The following is a 15,046-nucleotide window of genomic DNA, read 5'->3' on the forward strand; positions in this document are numbered from 1 at the left end:
ATGAATGATCGAAGAGGGCGTGCGTCATAATTGCTTGTGAATGTGAACGCGTTCACAAGCGTGTCCTGCTTCTCCCCGTATGGGAGGAACCCGCCAGGCAGTCTGCCCGCTGTGACCACGGCGAATGTAAGGAGAAGACGACGTGGACCTAGCTTTGGCGCCGGAGACATTGGCGCGCTGGCAGTTCGGCATCACCACCGTCTACCACTTCCTCTTCGTTCCCCTCACGATCTCGCTCGCCGCGCTGACCGCCGGCCTGCAGACCGCCTGGGTGCGCACCGAAAAGGAGAAGTACCTCAAGGCCACCAAGTTCTGGGGCAGGCTTTTCCTGATCAACATCGCGATGGGTGTCGTCACCGGCATCGTCCAGGAGTTCCAGTTCGGCATGAACTGGTCCGACTACTCGCGGTTCGTCGGTGACGTCTTCGGAGCCCCGCTGGCTTTCGAGGCGCTGATCGCCTTCTTCTTCGAATCGACCTTCATCGGCCTGTGGATCTTCGGCTGGGACAAGCTGCCGAAGAAGATCCACCTGGCCTGCATATGGATGGTGTCCATCGGCACCGTCCTGTCCGCGTACTTCATCCTCGCGGCCAACTCCTGGATGCAGCACCCGGTCGGCTACCGGATCAACGAGGAGCGGGGGCGGGCCGAGCTCACCGACTTCTGGCTGGTGCTCACCCAGAACACCGCGCTCACCCAGTTCTTCCACACCATCACGGCCGCCTTCCTGGTCGGCGGCGCGTTCATGGTCGGCATCTCCGCCTTCCACCTGGCGCGGAAGAAGCACGTACCCGTCATGCGGACCTCGCTGCGGCTGGGCCTGATCACCCTGATCATCGCCGGAATGGGCACCGCCATCAGCGGCGACCTGCTCGCCAAGGTCATGTTCAGGCAGCAGCCGATGAAGATGGCCGCGGCCGAGGCGCTCTGGGACGGCGAGGCGCCCGCGCCGTTCTCGATCTTCGCGTACGGCGATGTCGACAAGGGCCACAACAAGGTCGCGGTGGAGATCCCGGGACTGCTGTCCTTCCTGGCCAACGACGACTTCACCTCGTTCGTCCCGGGCATCAACGACGTCAACAAGGCCGAGCAGGAGAAGTTCGGCCCCGGGGACTACCGCCCCAACATCCCGGTCGCCTATTGGGGCTTCCGCTGGATGATCGGCTTCGGCATGGCCTCGCTCACCCTCGGCATGCTCGGGCTCTGGCTGACCCGCAAGAAGTTCCTGCTGCCGCCGGCCCTGCGTACCGGCGAGGACGAGGTCCCGAACCTCGTCCTCTTCAAGAACAAGGCGCTGAGTCCGAAGTTCGGCCGCTTGTACTGGATCGTCGCCCTCTGGACGATGGGCTTCCCGCTGATCGCCAACTCCTGGGGCTGGATCTTCACCGAGATGGGCCGCCAGCCCTGGGTGGTCTACGGAGTGCTGCGCACCAGGGACGCGGTGTCCCCGCACGTCTCCCAGGGAGAGGTGCTCGCCTCGATGATCGGCTTCACCCTGCTCTACGCCGTGCTCGCGGTCATCGAGGTACGGCTGATGGTGAAGTACGTCAAGGCCGGCCCGCCCGAGCTCACCGAGTCCGACCTCAACCCGCCCACCAAGATCGGCGGCGACGACAAGAACGCCGACCGGCCGATGGCCTTCTCGTACTGAGGCTGAGGAGACCACACCATGCAACTCCACGACGTCTGGTTCGTGCTCATCGCCGTCCTGTGGATCGGCTACTTCTTCCTGGAGGGCTTCGACTTCGGTGTTGGCGTCCTGACCAAGCTGCTGGCCCGGGACCGCACCGAGAAGCGGGTCCTGATCAACACCATCGGACCCGTCTGGGACGGCAACGAGGTCTGGCTGCTCACCGCCGGTGGTGCCACCTTCGCCGCCTTCCCGGAGTGGTACGCCACCCTGTTCTCCGGCTTCTACCTGCCGCTGCTGATCATCCTGATCTGCCTGATCATCCGCGGGGTCGCCTTCGAGTACCGGGCCAAGCGGCCCGAGGAGAAGTGGCAGACCAACTGGGAACGCGCGATCTTCTGGACCTCGCTGATCCCCGCCTTCCTCTGGGGCGTGGCCTTCGCCAACATCACCCGGGGCGTGAAGATCGACCAGGACATGGAGTACGTCGGCACCCTCTGGGACCTGCTGAACGTCTACTCGATCCTCGGCGGCCTGGTCACCCTCACCCTCTTCACCTTCCACGGCGCGGTCTTCACCTCGCTGAAGACGGTGGGTGAGATCCGGGACCGGTCGCGGAAGCTCGCCACCGGGCTGGGCGCGGTCACCGCAGTGCTGGCCCTGGTCTTCCTGATCTGGACGCAGGTGTCCAAGGGCGACGGGACGAGCCTCGCCGCGATGGTCGTCGCGGTGCTCGCCCTGGTCGGCGCCCTCGGCGCCAACCTCGCCGGGCGGGAGGGCTGGTCGTTCGCGCTGTCCGGAGTCACCATCGCCGCCGTGGTCGCGATGCTGTTCCTGACGCTCTTCCCGAACGTGATGCCCTCTTCGCTGAACGAGGCGTGGAACCTGACGGTCACCAACTCCTCGTCCAGCCCGTACACGCTGAAGATCATGACCTGGTGCGCGGGCATCGCCACTCCGCTGGTGCTCCTCTACCAGGGCTGGACCTACTGGGTGTTCCGCAAGCGGATCGGCACTCAGCACATCGCCGAAGCCCAAGCCCACTGACTCCTGCCAAGGGGGCATGTTTCACGTGAAACCGATCGACCCGCGCCTGCTCCGGTACGCCCGCTCCACCCGCATGTTCCTCGGCGCGGTGGTGGCACTCGGCCTGGCCGGGGCGGGGCTGGTCGTCGGCCAGGCGATGCTCCTCGCCGAGATCGTGGTCGGGGCCTTCGAGCGGGGCCTCGACGGGGACGCGCTCCGGACGCCCCTGCTGCTCCTGGCGGCGGTGGCGCTGGGGCGCGGCCTGGTGGCCTGGCTGACCGAACTGGCCGCACACCGGGCCAGTGCGGCGGTCAAGTCGGAGCTCCGCGGCCGGCTGTTGGAGCAGGCCGCGGACCTGGGGCCCGGCTGGCTCAGCGGGCAGCGCAGCGGTTCGCTGGTGGCGGTGGCCACCAGGGGCGTCGACGCGCTCGACGACTACTTCTCCCGCTACCTGCCCCAGCTGGGGCTCGCCGTAGTGGTCCCGGTGGCGGTGCTGGCCCGCATCGTCACCGAGGACTGGGTGTCGGCGGCCATCATCGTGGTCACCTTGCCGCTGATCCCGCTGTTCATGATCCTGATCGGCTGGGCGACCCAGGGCCGGATGGACCGGCAGTGGCGGCTGCTCTCCCGGCTGTCGGGGCACTTCCTCGACGTGGTGGCCGGACTGCCCACGCTGAAGGTGTTCGGCCGGGCCAAGGCGCAGGCCGAAGCGATCCGCACCATCACCGCCGAGTACCGGCGGGCGACCCTGCGGACCCTGCGCATCGCGTTCCTGTCCTCCTTCGCGCTGGAGCTGCTCGCCACCCTGTCGGTGGCGCTGGTGGCCGTGACGATCGGGATGCGGCTGGTCCACGGCGAGCTGGATCTGTACACGGGCCTGGTGATCCTGATCCTGGCTCCGGAGGCGTACCTGCCGCTGCGGCAGGTGGGCGCGCAGTACCACGCGGCGGCGGAAGGACTCGCGGCCGCGGAGGAGATCTTCGAAGTCCTCGAGACCCCGCTGCCTGGAGGCAGCGGCTCCGGAGCGGTACCGGCCGGGCCGGTGGACCTGTCCGTCGAGGGCGTGGCCGTCCGGTACCCCGGCCGGGCGGAGACCTCGCCCGGGCCGGTCACCCTCACCGTCCGGCCCGGCGAGTGCGTGGCGCTCACCGGACCGAGCGGGGTGGGCAAGTCCACGCTGCTCTCGGTGCTGCTGGGGTTCGTGGCGCCGACCGAGGGGCGGGTGCGGGCCGGGGGTGCCGACCTGGCGGAGCTCTCGCCCGGGGCCCTGGAGGACTGGCGGTCCCGGATCGCGTGGGTGCCGCAGCGGCCCCACCTGTTCGCGGGCACGATCGCCGAGAACGTACGGCTGGCCCGCCCGGACGCGTCCGAGGAGGCCGTGGTCGCGGCCCTGCGGGACGCGGGAGCCTGGGAGTTCGTGTCCGCGCTGCCGCGGGGTACCGGGGCGGTGCTCGGCGAGGGCGGGGCCGGGCTGTCGGCGGGGCAGCGGCAGCGGCTCGCGCTGGCGCGCGCCTTCCTGGCGGACCGGCCGGTGCTGCTGCTGGACGAGCCGACGGCGGCGCTGGACGGCGAGACCGAGGCGGGCGTGGTGGACGCGGTACGGCGGCTCGCCGCCGGCCGCACCGTCCTGCTGGTGGTGCACCGGCCGGCGCTGCTCGCGGTCGCGGACCGGGTGGTGCGGCTGGAAACGGCATCGCCTGCCTTGGCGGAGCCGGTCCCTGGTCCGGTTCCTGGTGTTGTTCCTGGTGTTGTTCCTGCGGGGCAGGCCCCGGACGCGGCCGGCGAAGCCGGTGCCGGGCGGGGAACGGTCTCGGATCCCGGGGCCTGGATCCTGGGTCCGTCGGCGGAGGCCGAGGGGCCGGCCGGTGAGCCGGCCGCCGCACCCTCCGGCGGCCCGGAGTGCGGAGCCGAGGGCGCGGAAGCCGGCTTCGGCGGTCCGGGGGCAGCGGGCGCGGGGCGGAATCCGCTCCGGCGGGTCCGGGCGGCCGCGCAGGCCTCGCGCGGGCGGTTCGGGCTGGGTCTGCTGCTCGGGGCGCTGGCCGTCGGCTGCAGCGTGGGCCTGATGGCCGTGTCCGGCTGGCTGATCTCGCGGGCTTCCCAACAGCCGCCCGTGCTCTACCTCATGATGGCCGTCACGGCGACCCGTGCCTTCGGCATCGGGCGGGCGGTGTTCCGGTACGCCGAGCGGCTCGTCTCCCACGACGCCGTCCTGCGGATGCTCGCCGACCTGCGGGTCTCCGTGTACCGGCGGTTGGAGCAGATCGCCCCGGCCGGACTGCGCGAGCAGCGCCGCGGGGATCTACTGGCCCGGCTCGTCGCCGACGCCGACGCCCTGCAGGACTACTGGCTGCGCTGGCTGCTGCCGGTCGGCACCGCGCTCCTCGTCGGCACCGGCTCCGTGGCGTTCACCGGCTGGCTGCTGCCCGAGGCCGGGGCCGTACTGGCACTCGGCCTGCTCACCGCCGGCGTCGGTATCCCCCTGATCGGCGCAGCCGTGGCCCGGCGGGCCGAGCGGCGGCTCGCGCCCGCCCGGGGCGAACTCGCCACCAGGGTGGCGGAACTGCTGTCCGGCACCGCCGAGCTCACCGTCGCGGGCGCGCTGGCCGGCCGTAAGGCACAGGTGCGGGAGAGCGACCGTACGCTCACCGCCATCGCGGCCCGGGGCGCCGCCGCCACCGGACTGGGCAGCGGCCTGTCCGCGCTCGTGTGCGGGATCACCGTGGTGCTCGCCGCCGTGGCGGGCGCCTCGGCGGTGGCCGACGGCCGGCTGTCCGGCGTGGCCATGGCCGTGGTGGTGCTCACCCCGCTGGCCGCCTTCGAGGCCGTCACCGGGCTGCCGCTCGCCGTCCAGTACCGCCAGCGGGTCCGCCGCAGCGCCGAGCGGGTGTACGAGGTGCTCGACGCGCCGGTGCCGGTCACCGAGCCGGACCGGGCCGAGCCCGCGCCCGCCTCCCCGTTCCCGCTGCGGCTCGCCCGGATCACCGCCCGGTACCCCGGCCAGGAACGGGACGCGGTCCACGGCATCGACCTCACCCTGGAGGCCGGCCGGCGGATCGCCGTGGTCGGGCCGTCCGGTTCCGGCAAGACCACCCTCGCCCAGCTGCTGCTCCGCTTCCTGGAGACGTCGGACGGCACCTACACCCTGGGCGGGACCGACGCCCGCGCGCTGGACAGCGACGAGGTGCGCCGGTTCGTCGGGCTGTGCGCCCAGGACGCGCACCTCTTCGACAGCTCCGTACGGGAGAACCTGCGGCTGGCCCGGACCGGCGCGACCGAGCCGGAGCTGCGCCGGGCGCTGGCCGGGGCCCGGCTGCTGGAGTGGGCGGACGCGCTGCCCGACGGCCTGGACACCCTGGTCGGCGAACACGGCGAGCGGATCTCCGGCGGCCAGCGGCAGCGGCTCGCGCTGGCCCGGGCGCTGCTCGCCGATTTCCCCGTACTCGTCCTCGACGAGCCTGCCGAGCACCTGGACACGGAGACCGCGGACGCCCTGACGGCCGATCTGCTGGCCGCCACCGAGGGCCGCACCACGGTACTGATCACGCACCGGCTGGCCGGGCTGGAGCAGGTGGACGAGGTGCTGGTCCTGGACGCCGGGCGGATCGTCCAGCGCGGGGCGTACGAGGAGCTGGCCGCGATCGAGGGGCCGCTGCGCAGGCTGCTGGACCGGGAACGGGAAGCCGATCTCGCCGCGGCCGGAGCCGCCGGGGTCATGGCGGGCACGGTGGCCGGCCCCGCCGACCTGTCCGACGGCCGACTTTCCTCGGTAAAAGGGACTAATTAGGCTCAAGGGCATGTCAGTGCAGGAGTCGCAGGAGTCCCCGGACCCGATGGAGGCCGCCACTCAGGCCACCCGGAGTCTGCAGGGCCTGTCCACCGAGCTCACCGCCCGCGTACCGCAACTGCTGGAGGCCATGCGCTCGGTCGGTACCGGTCTCGAACTGCACTCCACCCTGGACCGCATCTGCGAGACCGCGGCCGAGCTCGCCGATGCCCGCTACGCGGCCATCGGGGTGGTCGACACCGAGGGCCGCGGACTCTCCGACTTCGTCACCCACGGCATGTCCGCCGAGCAGGCCCGGCTGATCGGGCACCGGCCGGACGGCAAGCGGGGCCTGCTCGGGGCGCTGATCCGGCATCCCGACCCGGTGCTGCTCGCCGACCTCACGAAGGATCCCCGGTCGGCCGGATTCCCCTCGCACCATCCGCCGATGAAGACCTTCCTCGGCGTCCCGATCCGGGTGCAGGGCGAGATCTTCGGCAACCTCTACCTGGCGGAGAAGCGGGGCGGCGAGGAGTTCAACGACTACGACGTGCACATGGTCCGGGTGCTGGCCACCGAGGCGGGGATCGCCATCGGCAACGCCCGGCTCTACGAGGCCGCCACCCAGCGGGAGCGCTGGATCGACGGCTCGGTCGCCGTCACCACCGCCCTGCTGTCGGGCGGCGACGCGGACGACGCGCTCGTCGTGGTGGCCGAACAGGCCCGCCACCTGGCCGACTCGGCCGCGGGCATCGTGATGCTGCCGGCCGGCGACGGCGGGATGGAGATCGTCGCGGTCTCCGCCGAGAACCCGGCCACCTCGCTCGGGGTGCTCATCCCGGCCGAGAGCCCCGTGGTGGAGAGACTGCTGCAGGGCGAGCCGGTGTTCGTCGACGACGCCTCCGCCGACCCGCGCATGATCGGCCGGCTGACCAGCCAGTACGGGCCGTGCATGATGCTGCCGCTGCAGAGCGGCGGCCGGGTGCTGGGGGCGCTGGTGACCCCGCGGGGGCTGGGGGAGCGGCCGTTCAGCGAGTCCGAGCGGACCCTGGCCACCCAGTTCGCCTCCCAGGCGGCGCTCGCGCTGATGATGGCGGAGGCACAGCGCGACCGGGAGCGGCTGGCGGTGTTCGAGGACCGTGACCGGATCGCCCGCGACCTCCACGACCTGGTGATCCAGCGGCTGTTCGCCACCGGGATGATGCTGGAGGGCGCCCAGCGCCGGTCGATCGTGCCCGAGGTGCGGGACGGGGTCGGCAAGGCCGTGGACGAGCTGGACGTGACCATCCAGGAGATCCGCACGGCGATCTTCGCCTTGCAGCAGGGGCCGGCCGAGGCGCCGTCCGGGTTCCGCACCCGGGTGCTCCGGGAGATCAACATGGCGGCCGTGCCGCTCGGCTTCAAGCCCTCCCACCGGTTCCTCGGCCCGGTCGACGCAATGGTCGGCGAGCTGGTCGGCAAGAACCTGATCGCGGCGCTGCGGGAGGCGCTGTCCAATGCCTTCCGGCATGCCGGGGCCTCCCGGATCGAGGTTGTCCTCGACTGCACCGTGACCCTGCCGGACGGGCGGCCCGGGGTACGGCTGGAGGTGGCGGACGACGGCGTCGGCATCCCGGAGGGCGGCCGGCGCAGCGGACTGCGGAACCTGCGCCGTCGCGCCGAGTCGCTGGGCGGCTCGAGCTCGTACGGGCCGGGCATCGGGGAGGACGGCGGCGGGACCACCCTGGTGTGGGAGGCCCCGCTTTAGCCCGAGTCTGCTTTGGGCCGAGCCTGCTTTCGGCCGGGTCCGCGCCGGGCCGAGCCTGCTTTCGGCCGGGTCCGCGCCGGGCCGGGTTTGCGCCGGGCCGGGTCCGCTCTAGGCGGTGTCTCCGGCGCGGCGGGCGCGGTCGGCGAGGATGCGTTCGATGACGACGGCGACCCCGTCCTCGTTGTTGGCGACCGTCCGCCCGGAGGCCGCCGCGATCACATCCGGATGCGCGTTGCCCATGGCGTACGAGGTGCCCGCCCAGGTCAGCATCTCCACGTCGTTCGGCATGTCCCCGAACGCCACCACCTCGGCGCGGGAGATGCCGCGCTCCGCGCAGCACATCTCGAGGGTGCTGGCCTTGGACACCCCGGGCCCGCTGATCTCCAGCAGGGCGGTGGGGCTGGACCGGGTGATGGAGGCGTGCACGCCGGCCGCGGACCGGGCCAGTGCCAGGAACGCGTCCGGGGACAGCTCCGCGTGGTGCGCGAGCAGCTTCAGCACCGGGGCGGCGTGCCCACCGGGCTCCTCGTGCAGCAGCTTCTCGGCGGCCGCCACGGTGGCACCGGGGTCCTGGAAGAACGGCGGGTAGTGGGGCTCGTAGTGGATGCCGGTGGTCAGCTCGACCGCGAAGGAGGTGCCGGGGGCGGCCGCGCGCAGGGCGTGCACCACGGCGAGGGCGGCGGACCGGGCCAGCGGCCGGACCTCGATGATCCGGCCCTCGTCGTGCAGGTCGACGACGGCGGCGCCGTTCGCGCAGATGGCGAGCCCGTGTCCGTGGACGTGGTCGCTGACCACGTCCATCCAGCGGGCCGGCCGGCCGGTGACGAAGAACACCTCGATCCCGGCCGCCTCTGCCGCGGCGAGCGCGGCGACGGTCCGTTCCGAGACGGATTTGTCGTCCCGGAGCAGGGTTCCGTCGAGGTCGGTGGCGATGAGCCGGGTCGCGGGTGCCTGCCCGTCAGGGCGCTGGGAAGCCGAGGTCACGGGTCCATCTTCGCCCATGGCGGGAGGCCGCGGGCGCGCTACCGTCCGCGGTCGGCGCTCCCACCGCCGTAGGCTCTGAGACATGAGTCTGCGTCTGAGCACTGTGATCCTCCCGGTACGTCGGTGGCAGGAAGGGGGCCGCGACCAGTGGGTGCGCGCCGAGCAGCTCGGCTTCCACACCGCCTACACCTACGACCACCTGGCCTGGCGCAGCTTCCGCGACGGTCCGTGGTTCGGCGCCGTCCCCACGCTGACCGCGGCCGCCACCGCGACCGAGCGGCTGCGCCTGGGCACGCTGGTCACCTCGCCGAACTTCCGGCACCCGGTCACGCTGGCGAAGGAACTGATCTCGCTGGACGACATCTCCGGCGGGCGGATCACGCTCGGCATCGGCGCGGGCAGCAACGGCTTCGACGCGAGCACGCTGGGCCAGGAGCCCTGGACGCCGCGCGAGCGGGCCGACCACTTCGAGGAGTTCGTGCCGCTGCTGGACCGGCTGCTCACCGAGGACTCGGTCAGCCACCGGGGCCGGTTCTACGCCGCGGAGGAGGCCCGCAACATCCCCGGCTGCGTTCAGCGGCCCCGGCTGCCGTTCGCGGTGGCCGCCACCGGCCCGCGCGGCCTGAAGCTGGCCGCCCGGCACGGGCAGGCCTGGGTGACCACGGGTGACCCGAAGCTGTACGAGGAGGGCACTCCGGAGCAGTCGGTGGAGGCCATCCGCGGGCAGCTGGAGAAGCTCGGCAAGGCGTGTGCGGAGACCGGCCGGGACGTCGCGGAACTCGACAAGATCCTGCTCACGGGGTTCACCCCGGAGAAGAACTCCGTCCTGGACTCCTTCGACGCCTTCGTCGACTTCGCGGGCCGCCACCGGGAGCTCGGCTTCACCGAGATCGTGATCCACGCGCCGATCGCGGACTCGGCCTTCGCGGCGGACGAGGCGGTCTTCGAACGGATCGCGACCGAAGCCGTCGCCCAGCTGGGCTGAGCCTAGGCGCCGTGCCCGGGCCCCGCACCGCTGCGGGGCCCGGGCACGGCACGGCACGGGTCAGGAGCGGAGGCTCTTGGCCATCTCCTCCGCCTGGGGGACTATCCAGTCCGGCGCCGTGTTCTCCGGCAGCGCCCGGACCTCCGCCGCCAGTGCGTCCAAGCGGGCGGCGCCCGCCTCCGCACGGCCCAGTTCGCGCTCCGACCAGGCCATTCCGTTCAGGCACTGGAAGCGCTGCTGCAGGTAGTCCGGGCCAAGGACGGCGTAGAGGGCGGCGGCTCGGTCCCACAGGCCGATCGCCTCCAGGCGCAGCTCCCGGATCTCCCCCGCCGCCGGCGTCTCGGCCGGCGCCGACGTGCCGGGGTACTCGTCGTCCTCCTGCGCATCCACCTGCTGGTCGAGGAGCACCGCGAGCTGATGCCAGGTCTGGGCGAGCTCGTACTGCAGCTGGGGGTCCGTCGTCCCGTCCAGGAGCTCGGCCGCCTCCGCCATCCGTGCCCGGGCCGGCGCGACCGTCGCGTCCGTGGACTCCTCCCGCACGTTCAGCCAGGCCAGGGACCGCAGGACGCGGACCACCGCCACCGGGTTGTCCCCCGCAGCGCGGTGCAGCTCCAGGGCCCGTTCGTACGCGGCGACCGCCTGCGCCACCAGCCCGGCGCCGGACAGCGCCTCCGCCGCCGCATGGGCCAGACCGGCTTGCGGGCGCGGGTCCTCCCAGCCCTCGGCGATCTCCGCCGCCTGCAGGTACTGCTCAGCGGCCGCCCGGGGGTCGTCCAGTTCGCGCAGCAGGTCTCCGAGCAGCTCCCGGGCATGGACCGCCTGGTGCTCGCCGTGCTCCAGCAGATCCGGCAGCGCCGACTGCAGCACCTCGGCCGCCTCCGCCCGGCGCTCCAACCGGCTGTACGCCCGGGTCAGCAACAGCCGGGCCTGGGCACCGCCGCCGGCCGTCGCCCCGGCCTGGTCGAACCGGTGGGCCGCCTCCAGGGCATGCGCAGCGGCCTCCGCCGGCTCGCCCGTGCGCAGCAGGACGTCCGCCAGGGTCAGCCGTACGGCACCCTGCCGCCCGGCTTCGGGCAGCTCGGCCTCGTGTGCCAGTGCGGCCCGGGCCGCCTCCACCGCCTCCTCGGCACGGTCCAGCGACATCAGCACCCCGGCCCGCAGCGCGAGGGGGTCCACCGCCAGCCACGGCCGACCCGTGCCGAGACCCCGGTCGGCGGCCGAGGCGAGGAGCGCCTCCGCTCGCCCGGGGTCGCCCTCGACGAGGGCCAGCCGGGCCAGCGTCTCCTCGGTGTCGGCCAGCAGGTCGGCGAGCGACTCGGTGTCCTCCGAGGTCCCGAAAGAGGCCAGGAAATCCGTCAGGTCCGCAATCAGCCGGGTGTCCACCCCCTGCTGTTCCCCTCGCAGATGGGACTCCAGACGGATCCGGAGCAGCTCCACCGATGCGATCCGGCGGGCTCGCAGCGGCTCCTCGGCGTCCATGGCCGCGGCGGAGGCCGCCGCCACCGCCAGGAGTGCCCGGACCTCCTCGGGGGCGGCTCCGAACTGCGCCGCCGCGGAGGCCAGCCACAGCTCCGCCAGCACCGCCCGGTCCTCCTGCCCGGCAGCCCGGTGTGCATCCCGGGCCTCGGCGAGCAGCTGCCGGGCCGACGGGTCGCCGGCCTCCGCGGCTGCCAGGCTCCGGTGTTCCAGCAGATCCGCAGCCAGCACCGCGTCCACGCGCTCCTCACCGGCGCGGGCCGAAACGGCCTCCCAGGCCGCGTCGGCCGCCGGGTGCCCCTGGGCGCGGGCGGCGCGGGCCGCGGCCACCAACTCGGCGAAGGTGGTCGTTGTTTCACGTGAAACATGCGGGGCCGGCGCTGTCGGCACCGCGCGCACTACGGGCCCCGAGGGCAGCGTGCTGCTGCGCACTCCGAGCGGCAGCAGGTCCACCAGCGGCTGCTGCGCGATCCGCTCGGCGAACCGCTCCGAGACCCGGGAGTTGCCGTTGCGCGCGTCGAAGCGGCGGGCGATGTCCAGGGCGTCCGCGTGCAGGATCTCGTACAGCTCGTGGACCGTCCGCGGGGTGCCCTCGAACGGGGCGGCCGGCCCGTCGCCGTGCCCGAGTTCGGCCAGTCGGCGCAGCAGCACGAGGACGCCGCCGTAGAACGTCACCCGGGCTTCCAGGTCGGCGAGGGGGCGCAGGTGGGCGGAGTGCTCGGAGAGGATCTCCAGCCCCCGCGACTCGTTGCCGGTCAGCGCGCAGAACTCGATGTGCTTCCCGATGGAGCGGAGCAGGCTTTCGTTGCCGCGCGCCATCCGGTAGCCGCGCAGGTGGTGTGCGCGGGCCTCGTCGAACCGGCCCAGGCGCAGCAGGGGCAGCAGGGAGTTGGCCAGGGTGCGGTGGGGTTCCTCGGCACAGCTCCGTTCGCCGTCCAGGACCGGCTGCCAGACCTCGACGGCCCTGGTGTCATCGCCCTGGTGGGACCAGAACCAGCCCTGGGTGTTGAGCTCACAGGCGTGGCAGTCGCTCATAGCGTCGCGCTTGGCGGCCATGAAGGCCTCCGCGGCCCGCTGCGCGCGGGCGTCGTCGGCCATCGCCTCGGCGAGGAACAGCTCGGCCTCGCGTACCGGCCGCTCGCTGTAGCCGGCGATCCGGTAGCGGCGCTCCATCTCGGCGATCCAGCCGGCCCCGGATTCGAGGGAGATCTCCGGGGAGTTGGCGATGGCGGTCGCCACCCACTTGAACTGCCAGAACAGCGAGTGGGTCTCCCACTGGGAGAACGCAGCCGGGTCCCGGTCGTACTCCGCGAGCAGCCGGGCGAAGGGGACCAGCATCTTGGTCCGCTCGGCGGTGAACTCGTAGGCGTCGATCTGGTTGTCGAGGGCCTGGCGGAGCAGGGCACGGTCCCCGGTGGCCTCGGCGGCGGCGCTGAGCGCCTCGGCGTGTGCGCAGCGCGCGGTGCCGTAGGGGGCCTGCCGGTTCTCGACCAGGCCGCGGCGTACCTCGTCGGAGGTCATGGTGCTCATGCGCGGTCCTCCTTGGCCTCGGGAGAGTGGGTCGCCCATTCCAGGAGCCCGAGGAAGGCCCGGTTGAGCAGGGTGGAGTCGGCGGGGCGCAGCGGGCGCTGCGACATCAGCAGGGCCTGGCCGTAGAGGGATTCCACTGCGGTGGCCGTCAGGGCCTCGTCGGGCAGTTCCGCGATGCGGCGGACCAGCGGGTTGTTGTGGTTGAGGACCAGCCGGGCGCGCGGGGCGGAGCCGCGGAGCGCGCCCAGGATTCCGGTCCAGAGGGAGTCGGCGCTCTCCTCGGCGGCCGCCCGGTCGCGCTCCTGCCGGGCCTGCCGGTCGTCGAGGTACAGGGCGGGTACGGCCACCGGCTGGAAGGCGCGCAGCACCACGTCGCAGCTCTGCGCTTCCAGCCGGGTGCGGGCGGTGGCCAGGAAGGGCGCCAGGGCCAGTTCGGCGGAGGTCGGCACCGGATCGAGGCGGTCGGTGACGGCTCCGGCATCCAGCTCGGTGACCTTGATGCCGGGCCGCACGGTGGGCAGCAGGGCCAGCAGGTCGGCGTCGTAGGTGTAGCCGGCGTTGATCACGCCGAGGCCGTGGGCGGCCGCGATCGGCGCGATCTGGCGGAACTCCTCGACGGTGCGGGTGAAGTGGATGTCGGAGTGGGCGGCCGCGAACTCCTCCAGGCTCACGGAGCCGTCGCTGGTTTCGAAGGGCAGCCAGGGCAGCATCAGGCCCAGCAGTTCGGGGTCGTGCCGGGCGAGGGATTTCACGCCGAGGTGATGCACGCTCAGGAAGGCCGCCAGTCGCTCGGGTTCGCTCGCGGCGAGGTCGGCGAGCCAGGCCCGGATCCGGGCGCCCAGGGCTTCCCGTACGGCGGCGAGCGTCTCGTCGTCGTACAGGTTTTCCCGGGAGGCGGTGGGGCGCAGGGAGTCGGTGTCCAGGACGGCGCGGACGAAGAAGGCCCAGTCCGGGAGGAGGTTGTCGGCCTTCTCGGTGAGCAGCATGCCCTTGAGGTGGACGCGGTGCCCGGACCGGTGGGCGGGGCTGGTCGGCTCGGGCAGGACGTACGCCACTCCGCGCACTCCGGCGACCGGCAGGTCCAGGTCGATGGTGTCGAGCGGGGTGAATCCGAACAGCTGGGCGCAGTGCCCGGCGAGGGCGACCCGGCGGGCGGTGGGGGTCGGGAATGCGCGGTCCCAGATCGCCGGGCGGTCGGTGATCGGGCGGGGTGCCTCGCCCGTGCCGTCCTCGAAGGTGATCTCGTACGGCAGGAGGGCGCCGAAGTCGCGGGCGAGCTGCTCGACGCGGGCGGGGGCGGTCCACTCCTCGGCGCCGGGTCGGGCCTCCAGGTACACGGTGGTGCCGGGCTCGGGGCGGGCCTCGTCGGGGAGTTCGCGCACGGTGTAGGAGCCGTCGTCGGTGGCGAGCCATTCGACGGGGGCGGCCTTCGGGTCGCGGGCCGATCGGGTGACCACGCGGATCTGGCGGGCGACGACGAAGCAGGCGAGCAGTCCGATGCCGAACTGGCCGAGGAACTCCTGCCGGGCGGTCTCCAGTCCGTGCAGTTCGTCGACGGCACCGCTGCCGCCGCGCTTGGAGCTGCGGCCGATGGTGGCGAGCAGGGAGTGTGCTTCTTCGGCGGTGAGGCCGATGCCGCTGTCCTCGATGGAGACCCGGCCGGCGGAGGCGGTCAGCCGGATGCGGATCTCGGCGGCCGGTTCGGCGTCCTGCTGTGTCTGCCAGGCCCGTCGGGCGGTGACGGCGTCGACTGCGTTCTGCAGGAGCTCGCGGACGTAGACGCGCGGGCTGGAGTAGAGGTGGTGGGAGAGCAGGTCGACCAGGCCGCGCAGGTCGACCTGGAAGCTGTTCACGGGCGTCATGAGATGTCACCTCGGGTGCGCACGGTGGGTGGGGCGACCGCGA

8 protein-coding genes are annotated in these 15,046 nt (G+C 72.6%); 5 read left to right on the forward strand and 3 right to left on the reverse strand.

Features of this window, described 5'->3' with window-relative positions; translation table 11 throughout:
- Positions 1-142: 142 nt before the first annotated feature.
- From AB0447_RS10385 to AB0447_RS10400, 4 genes are read left to right on the forward strand one after another with little or no spacing between them, the layout of a single operon-like run.
- Positions 143-1,651, forward strand: coding sequence for a cytochrome ubiquinol oxidase subunit I (locus tag AB0447_RS10385; protein ID WP_366476151.1), 1,509 nt, complete (start codon positions 143-145; stop codon positions 1,649-1,651).
- A gap of 18 nt (positions 1,652-1,669) precedes the next feature.
- Positions 1,670-2,677, forward strand: a complete 1,008-nt coding sequence (gene cydB, locus AB0447_RS10390) for a cytochrome d ubiquinol oxidase subunit II (protein ID WP_366476152.1) — start codon at positions 1,670-1,672, stop codon at positions 2,675-2,677.
- Between the two features lie 16 nt (positions 2,678-2,693).
- Positions 2,694-6,440: a thiol reductant ABC exporter subunit CydD gene (cydD, locus tag AB0447_RS10395; RefSeq protein WP_366476153.1), complete on the forward strand. Its 3,747-nt coding sequence runs from the start codon at positions 2,694-2,696 to the stop codon at positions 6,438-6,440.
- 10 nt (positions 6,441-6,450) lie between these two features.
- Positions 6,451-8,166, forward strand: coding sequence for a GAF domain-containing protein (locus AB0447_RS10400; RefSeq protein ID WP_366476155.1), 1,716 nt, complete (start codon positions 6,451-6,453; stop codon positions 8,164-8,166).
- 108 nt (positions 8,167-8,274) lie between these two features.
- Here AB0447_RS10400 and AB0447_RS10405 read toward each other — a convergent pair whose 3' ends face one another.
- The gene (locus tag AB0447_RS10405) at positions 8,275-9,168 is read right to left on the reverse strand and encodes a Cof-type HAD-IIB family hydrolase (protein WP_366476156.1); all 894 of its coding nucleotides are present in this window, start codon (positions 9,166-9,168) and stop codon (positions 8,275-8,277) included.
- A 64-nt stretch (positions 9,169-9,232) separates the two neighbouring features.
- On the opposite strand from AB0447_RS10405, the gene AB0447_RS10410 reads away from it, so the two are divergent.
- The gene (locus AB0447_RS10410; protein ID WP_366476157.1) at positions 9,233-10,135 is read left to right on the forward strand and encodes an LLM class flavin-dependent oxidoreductase; all 903 of its coding nucleotides are present in this window, start codon (positions 9,233-9,235) and stop codon (positions 10,133-10,135) included.
- A gap of 60 nt (positions 10,136-10,195) precedes the next feature.
- On the opposite strand, the gene AB0447_RS10415 is transcribed toward AB0447_RS10410, so the two are convergent.
- Both AB0447_RS10415 and AB0447_RS10420 read right to left on the reverse strand, forming a co-directional pair.
- Positions 10,196-13,141 carry a tetratricopeptide repeat protein gene (locus AB0447_RS10415; protein WP_366476158.1) on the reverse strand — a complete coding sequence of 982 codons (2,946 nt, stop codon included), beginning with the start codon at positions 13,139-13,141 and terminating at the stop codon, positions 10,196-10,198.
- Positions 13,138-15,003 (reverse strand): HSP90 family protein, encoded by a 1,866-nt coding sequence (locus tag AB0447_RS10420; protein ID WP_366476159.1) that lies wholly within the window; start codon positions 15,001-15,003, stop codon positions 13,138-13,140. The genes AB0447_RS10415 and AB0447_RS10420 overlap by 4 nt, the downstream gene beginning before the upstream one ends.
- Between the last annotated feature and the right edge of the window lie 43 nt (positions 15,004-15,046).

It is taken from the genome of Streptomyces sp. NPDC051211, from assembly GCF_040689505.1.
In the GTDB taxonomy this organism is placed as follows: Bacteria; Actinomycetota; Actinomycetes; order Streptomycetales; family Streptomycetaceae; genus Streptomyces.

Bases quoted from the DNA above. Each gene is read 5' to 3' on its own strand.
- AB0447_RS10400 (WP_366476155.1), top strand. From the start codon at position 6,451: ATGTCAGTGCAGGAGTCGCAGGAGTCCCCGGACCCGATGGAGGCCGCC.
- cydB (WP_366476152.1), top strand. From the start codon at position 1,670: ATGCAACTCCACGACGTCTGGTTCGTGCTCATCGCCGTCCTGTGGATC.
- AB0447_RS10410 (WP_366476157.1), top strand. From the start codon at position 9,233: ATGAGTCTGCGTCTGAGCACTGTGATCCTCCCGGTACGTCGGTGGCAG.
- cydD (WP_366476153.1), top strand. From the start codon at position 2,694: ATGTTTCACGTGAAACCGATCGACCCGCGCCTGCTCCGGTACGCCCGC.
- AB0447_RS10415 (WP_366476158.1), bottom strand. From the start codon at position 13,141: ATGAGCACCATGACCTCCGACGAGGTACGCCGCGGCCTGGTCGAGAAC.
- AB0447_RS10405 (WP_366476156.1), bottom strand. From the start codon at position 9,168: ATGGGCGAAGATGGACCCGTGACCTCGGCTTCCCAGCGCCCTGACGGG.
- AB0447_RS10420 (WP_366476159.1), bottom strand. From the start codon at position 15,003: ATGACGCCCGTGAACAGCTTCCAGGTCGACCTGCGCGGCCTGGTCGAC.